Annotated in this window: 5 protein-coding genes; all 5 read right to left on the minus strand. The window is 75.9% G+C overall.

The annotated features are described in order from the left end of the window. Nucleotides 1-136 precede the first annotated feature (136 nt). Nucleotides 137-406, minus strand: a complete 270-nt coding sequence (locus tag ACZ6RT_RS03520; protein ID WP_399188913.1) for a phosphopantetheine-binding protein — start codon at nucleotides 404-406, stop codon at nucleotides 137-139. 27 nt (nucleotides 407-433) lie between these two features. Beyond that, on the minus strand, nucleotides 434-4192 hold the full coding sequence (locus ACZ6RT_RS03525; protein ID WP_470152121.1) for a non-ribosomal peptide synthetase: 3759 nt from the start codon (nucleotides 4190-4192) through the stop codon (nucleotides 434-436). A gap of 240 nt (nucleotides 4193-4432) precedes the next feature. Continuing rightward, on the minus strand, nucleotides 4433-4975 hold the full coding sequence (locus ACZ6RT_RS03530) for an RNA 2'-phosphotransferase (protein ID WP_399188917.1): 543 nt from the start codon (nucleotides 4973-4975) through the stop codon (nucleotides 4433-4435). A gap of 71 nt (nucleotides 4976-5046) precedes the next feature. Continuing rightward, on the minus strand, nucleotides 5047-5490 hold the full coding sequence (locus ACZ6RT_RS03535; RefSeq protein ID WP_399188919.1) for a type II toxin-antitoxin system PemK/MazF family toxin: 444 nt from the start codon (nucleotides 5488-5490) through the stop codon (nucleotides 5047-5049). A gap of 9 nt (nucleotides 5491-5499) precedes the next feature. Then, complete coding sequence (gene add, locus ACZ6RT_RS03540) at nucleotides 5500-6570, minus strand: adenosine deaminase (protein WP_470152122.1); 1071 nt, start codon at nucleotides 6568-6570, stop codon at nucleotides 5500-5502. Nucleotides 6571-6707 lie beyond the last annotated feature (137 nt).

Here is a 6707-nt window from a genome sequence, read left to right on the forward strand (position 1 = left end):
GAGGCACCTGTCCCCCCCGCGTGCCTGTGGGGAGCCCCCCGGCCCCACCCCCCCCCCCCCCCCCGGGGGGGGGGGAGGGAAACAGACCCCCCCCCCCCCCCCCCCCCCCCCCGCCCCGGCCGTCCTCGTCGCTTCGCTACGCCTGCTCCCGCGGCGCCCTGGCGGCGACGTCGCGGACGAACGTCGCCAGGTCGGGGTCCTCGAACAGATCGCCCATGTCGATCGTGACGCCGATCTCCTCCTCGATCCGGGCGATGATCCGGACCGCCGAGACGGACTGCCCGCCCAGCTCGAAGAAGGTGGCGTCGGACGGGAACTCGGCCACGCCGAGCACGTCCTTCCAGATCCGCTCGACCCGCCGCTCGATGTCCGAGGCGACGGGGCTCGGGCGCTGGTCAACGGTCATTGGCTCTCCTCCTGCCGTCAATGTGAATCATCCCTGTCCCCCGGAGAGGGCTCCGGCGGGAACGGCGGCACCGTGGTGCGCGGCACGTCCCCGTCCACGCGGGCCGTCCTGGGGACCGTCCCCACCGGCCGTCCCTCCCCGCGGGACGCCGGACCGGTCTCCCCGGGCACCCGCGGCCCGCGGCCGGGCCGCCTCGTGGACGCCCGCGACCGGCGGCCGGGTGGCCTCGTCGACGAGCGCCGCGAGCCCGGCCGGGGTCGGCTCGGCGAAGAACCGCCGCAGGGACGGCTCGACGCCGAAGCGGTCCCGGACGCGCGCGACGAGCCGGGGGACCAGCAGGGAGTGGCCACCGGCCGCGAAGAAGTCGTCCTCGACGCCGATCTCCGCCCGCCCCAGCAGGTCCGACCAGATGGCGATCACGCCCTTCTGGGTCGGGGTCGGGGTCGGGGCCGGGGGCTCCGGCCGCCAGGCGGCGTGCCGGGGGCCGGGCAGCCTTCCCCGGTCGACCTTGCCGGTGAGGTTCCGCGGCAGCGGGCGGTCCAGGACGGTGAACAGCACGGCCGGCGTGTCGCGGCCGAAACGCCGCCGCAGGCAGGCCCGCCAGGCCCGGGCCGGGGAGGCGTCCCCGGACGCGGAGGGGGCCGGGACGACGTAGGCGACCAGCGCGTCGGGCAGGCCGTCCCGGCCGGTACGGGCGACGACCGCGCACTCGGCCACCGACTCGTGCGCGGACAGGGCCGCCTCGACCTCGGTGAGCTCGATCCGGACGCCGGAGAGCTTCACCTGGAAGTCCTTGCGCCCGCGGAACTCCAGGCGGCCGTCCCAGCGCCGGCGCGCCAGGTCCCCGGTCCGGTAGGTCCGGCAGGCCACCGCGGGCTCCTCGGGCCTCCCGGGCCCCCGGAGCGGCTCGAAGACGGGCTCGCCACCGGCCGTGCCGATGTACCCGGGGGTGACGTACGGGGTGCGCACGACGATCTCACCGGTCACCCCCGCCGGGCAGGGACGGTCCCACTCGTCCACGACCAGGACCTGCCTGCCGGGGATGGGACGCCCGATGGGGATCACACCGGCGGCGTCCCCGACCCCGTGGCCGACCGTGTCCCCGGTCGTGTCATCGACGGTGCGGCCGGTCGTGTCCCCGGCGGTGTTCCCGGTCGTGCCGCCGATCTCGTGCCAGGTCGCCGCGATCGTCTCGGTGGGCCCGTAGAGGTTGATCAGCCGGGTGGACGGCAGGGCCGCGCGCAGGCCGCGCACCAGCTCCGGCGATACCGCCTCTCCCATCAGCAGGATGTGCCCGAGGCGGGCGGGGTGCCCGGCTCCTCCGCCGGTGATCGCGCCCAGGAGCGTCCTGGCGAAGCTCGGAACGGTCTGGATGTGGGTGATCTCCTGGTCGGTGAGCCAGGCCACCAGCTTCTCGGGGTGTGCCCTGATGCCGTCCGGCACCGGGCAGAGCGTCGCCCCGGAGACGAGCGTCGCGAACACCTCGCACAGGGCCGGGTCGTGCTCGGGAGTCACCCACTGCGCCACCCGGGAGCCGGGCCCGATGCCGAACTCGGCGGCGAACCAGGTGACGAACTGCGCGAGGGCGGCGTGGGTCTGCGGGATCCCCTTGGGACGCCCCGTCGAGCCCGACGTGTAGGCGACGTACGCCCAGGCGTCCGGATCCGGGACGCCGGGGAGCGGCGGCTCCGCCGGGGAGGCTCCGGCCCCGGCCACGATGTCGGCGGCAAGGTCGGCCGTGCCCGCCGTGTCCTCGGTGGCGGTGGCGGTGGCGGTGTCGAGGGCGGTGTCGAGGGCGAGGTCGCCGGTGATGTCGATGACCCTCCCGCCCAGCTCGTCGCGGTACCAGCGGGCCAGTTCGTCCCCGTCGGGTGACCCCTCCACGAGCATGCAGGCGGGGCGCAGGTCGGACAGGACCGCCCGGACGCGGTCCCCGGCGTCGCCCGTGCCGAGCCAGACCAGGTGGGCGCCCGTGCCGAGCACCCCGAGCAGCGCCGCGATCCGGCCGGGACCCGGCGGTACGCGCACCGCCACCGCCGCGCCTCCGACACCTCCGGCACCGCTTCCGGCACGGCCTGCGGCACCGCCCTCAGAGCAGCCGTCTCCGGCATCGCCCCCGTGGTCCAGGCGGCGCAGGTGGGCGCCGAGGACGGACGCCCGCCGGGCCAGCTCACGGTAGGAGGTGACGACACCCTCCCAGGCGACCGCGGCGGCGTCCGGCCGGTGCGCGGCGTGCAGACGGACGAGCTCGTGGACCCCGAGACCGGGGGAGGGGCCGGCTCCGGTCCGGTCCGCCTCGCGGGCGGCTTCGCGGACGCGGTCGGCGGGCTCCAGGGGGAGAGCGTCCACCGGCAGGCCGGGGTCCCCGGCGGCGGCGGTCAGCAGGGTGCGCAGCTGGTCCAGGACGGAGCGGGCGGAGCCCTCGTCCAGGAGGCCGTCACGGTAGGTCAGCGAACCGGTGACCGAGGGCCCGGCCAGGTCCACGGTGAACGTCAGGTCGGCCAGGCTCGCGGCCGCGTCGGTGCCGTCCGTCCCTTCTGTGCCGTCCGTGCCTTTCGTGGCCGGGAGGCGGCGCACCTCGGCGCCGGGAAGCCGCAGCTCGGCCTCGGGGCTCTCCCGCACGTCGAGCACGACGTCGGACAGCGGGACCCGGTACGGGTCCCGGTCGGCGCGAAGTGCCCGGACCACGTACGGGAAGGGCAGTTCCCTGCGGGAGAGGGCCTCGCGGACGCGTCCGTCCAGCCGGGTGAGCAGCTCGCGGAAGCACGGCTTGCCGGAGAGGTCGGCGGTCAGCACGAGCGGATTGACGAACGGCCCGACCAGAAGGTCCGTCCCCGGAGCCGTGCGCAGGCTCGCCGGGACCGTCACCGCCGTCCGGTCCGTGCCCCCGTACCGGTGCAGCAGGCAGTGCAGCGCGCCGAGCAGGACGGTGGACGGCGTGGTCCCGGCGGCGCGGGACAGTTCCGCGATCCGGGAGCGCGCGTCCGGGCCCCAGTCGAACCGGACGGTCCGGCCGCGCGCGGAGCGGGGACGGCCGTGGTTCACGGGCAGGGCCACAGGCGGCAGGGGGGTCAGCGCGCGGGTCCACCAGTCCAGCAGCTCGTGGAACGCAGGGGTGCGGATCCACCGGCGCTGCCGACGCGCGTGGTCGGCGAACCGGGACGTGAGGGCGGGCAGGGCCGTGCCCGCGGGTCTTCCCGCCAGCGCCGCGACGTAGCCGGCCGACAGCTCGTCCACCACGATCGACACGGACCGGTCGTCGGCGACGGCGCGGTGCAGCCGGAGCGCCAGCAGGTGGTCGTTCTCGCCCAGGCGGACCAGGGTCGCCCGGGCCAGGGGGCCTCGTGCCAGGTCGAACGGCTCGGCGCTCAGCGCGGCGCGGACCCGTTCGGCACGCCGTTCCGCGCCGGGATCGTCATCGGGGCCGACATCGGGACCCATGTCATGACCGATGTCACGACCCATGTCGTCGGCGCCGTCACCGACGACGGCGTCCGGGTCGAGGAGCGCGAGCGCGTGGCCGGCCTCCTCGGACGACGGTGAGATGTACTGGACGAGACGGCCGCCGCTCTCGCGGATGACGGTCCTGAGAGGTTCGTGACGGCGGACGACCTCGCTCCAGGCGGCGCGCAGCGCGCCGACGTCGAGGTCGCCGCGGATCCGGTAGGCCGCGCCCACGCCGTGGGCCACCGGCTCCGGGTCCAGCGCGTCGAGCAGCCACAGCCCGTCCTGCGCGCAGGACGTGACCGCCCGTCTGCCTCGGACGGCACGCGTGTGAGACGCCACGTCCTGCCCTCCCGCCTTCCCGTGCGGTGCCGCGTTCCGTTCCCCTTCGGGCGCCGGCCCGCCGCGCCGGTGGGACGCGGCAGGCCGGTGGTCGCGCGACCCATGGTCCGCTCCGGGGTCGCGCGGCCGCATCTCCTCGGTTGCCGGGCGACGGCCGGGGAACGTGATGCGGTGCTGGGAAGTACGGTGGCGGAGTGTCGACCGGAGGAACGAGACGGACGGGCCGTGCTGTGCCGGGCCTCAGTCGGGGAACGTGATGCGGTCGGGCGGCACGTGGGCGGTGAGCCAGACGCCGTTGGCGCTCACCTGGAACTCGTGGCCGGCCCGGTGCATCTCCCCGGAGCGGACGACCAGCACGACCGCACGGCCCCGGCGCGCTCCCACCCGGGTCGCGGTCTCCCGGTCCGGGGACAGGTGCACGGCGTGGCGGGCCATCGGCAGCAGGCCCTCGCGCCGGATGGCGGCCAGCTGAGCGCCGACCGTCCCGTGGAACAGGAACTCGGGCGGCTCGACGGTGGGAAGGTCCAGGTCGACCTCGACCGTGTGCCCCTGGTTGGCGCGGATCCGGTCGCCCTCGACGGTGAAGCGCCGCTTGTCGTTGCCCTCCACCACCCGCGCGAGCTCGTCACGGGTGATCGCGAACCCGTGCCGCGCCGCGGCGGCGAGCAGGGCCTCGACCTCCACCCAGCCCTGCGGGTCGAGCGTCAGGCCGATGCTCTCCGGCTGGTGCCGCAGGTGCTTGGAGAGGTACTTCGAGACTCGAACGAGTCTTCTGTCGTCCATGGGAGACCAGGATGCCGACCGGCGACGCCGTTCTCCATCGAATTCACGCCGTCCCGGGATGCGGGAGGGGCTCAGCCGTCGGCGGCCCAGTTGTGGGTCTGCTTGAGCACGGCCGCCACCCGGGCGAAGCGCTCGCCGTCGAGGACGGAGCCCTCGCGCCGGATGTCGTCCTCGCCGAGGACGAAGACCCGGTCCAGGCGCAGGTAGGAGACGCGGTCGTCCCGGTCCCAGGCGCCGGGGCCGATCTCCAGCCAGTCGTCCGGACGGCCGCCCCCGGCGCGGCTGGAGAGCATCAGGGCGAGCAGGTCGCGGCCGTGGCGGCCGACGACCAGCAGTGGCCGGTCCTTGCCCCGGGCCGGGTCCTCCTCGTACGGGACCCAGGCCCAGACGATCTCGCCGGGGTCGGCGAGCCCGTCGAGGTCGGGGGAGTAGTGCAGGGTCGCGCTCCGGTCGACGCGAAGGATCTCGCGGACCGCGCCACGGGCCGGACGGGGGTCATCGCCAAGATCACGCACGCGGACAGCCTACACGGGCGTGTTCCCGGACCCGCCGCCGGACCGGCCAGGGGAGGCGTCCCCCGGCGTCCGCCCCGATCCGCTCCCGCCCCCGGCCACGGACCCGCCCCCGGACGAGGCCGGGGACGGGTCCGTGAACGTGGACGACCAGGCGTCGACCTCGGCCAGGAGCGCCGCGACGAGGTCCCGGGGGGCGAACGACGCCTCGATCGAGGTACGGGCCAGCTCTGCCAGGACGTCGTCGCCGTACCCGAAGACCTCGCGCAGCCGCGCGTACTCGTCGGCCAGCGCGGTCTCGCCGTCGGTGTTGATCGTGACCCTCAGCCCGGCCGCGCGCAGCCGGGGCAGCGGGTGGTCGGCCAGCGAGGGGACGAGGCCGAGCAGGACGTTGGAGGTGGGGCAGACCTCCAGCGGGATGCCGCTCTCGCGCACCCGCGCCACCAGCGCCTCGTCGTCGAGCACCCGGATGCCGTGCCCGAGCCGTTCGGTACGCCCCAGGTCCAGTGCCTCGCGGACGCTGGCCGCGCCGGCGGACTCCCCGGCGTGGTGGACCAGGTGCAGGCCGGCGTCCGCGGCCGCGCCGAACACCTCGGCGAACGGCGCCAGCGGATGGCTCTCGTCGCCCGCCAGCCCCATACCGATCACCTCGTCGTAGCGGGTGGCCAGCTCGTAGGTCCGCCACAGCCGCTCCACCGGCCGGCGCCGGGAGTGGTCGAGCAGCACCCGGCTGCGGACGCCGAACCTGGCCTTGCCCTCGGCCAGCCCGTCGAGCACCGCCTCCAGCGGCATCTCCAGCCGCCCGACCCGCTCCCCGTGCGAGGCGGCGGTGAAGGTCACCTCGGCGTAGCGGGTGCCCTGGGCGGCCTCGTCCTCGCAGAACTCCAGGGCGATCCGGCGGAAGTGCTCGGGTGTGCGCAGCAGCTCGCGCACCTTGGCCCGCTGGTCGGCGAACTCCCGGAAGCTCGTGAACGCACCCTCGGGCTCCGGTGGCCCGCCCAGCTCGCGCACGGTCTCCGGGCGTACCGTGCTCTCCAGGTGGACGTGCAGGTGGGCCTTGGGAAGCAGGCGGAGATCTCTCACGCCGCAGAATGCTAGAGCCTCGTGGTGAAGCGGCCGCGGGGGGGGGGGGGGGGGGGGGGGGGGGGGGGGGGGGGGGGGGGGGGGGGGGGGGGGGGGGGGGGGGGGGGGGGGGGGAGGGGGGGGGGCGGGGGGGGAGG

It is taken from the genome of Streptosporangium sp. NPDC050148 (genome assembly GCF_055586505.1).

What these genes read in the sequence shown, in the direction of transcription:
- ACZ6RT_RS03520 (WP_399188913.1), bottom strand. Translation starts at nt 406, where the DNA reads ATGACCGTTGACCAGCGCCCGAGCCCCGTCGCCTCGGACATCGAGCGG.
- ACZ6RT_RS03530 (WP_399188917.1), bottom strand. Translation starts at nt 4,975, where the DNA reads ATGGACGACAGAAGACTCGTTCGAGTCTCGAAGTACCTCTCCAAGCAC.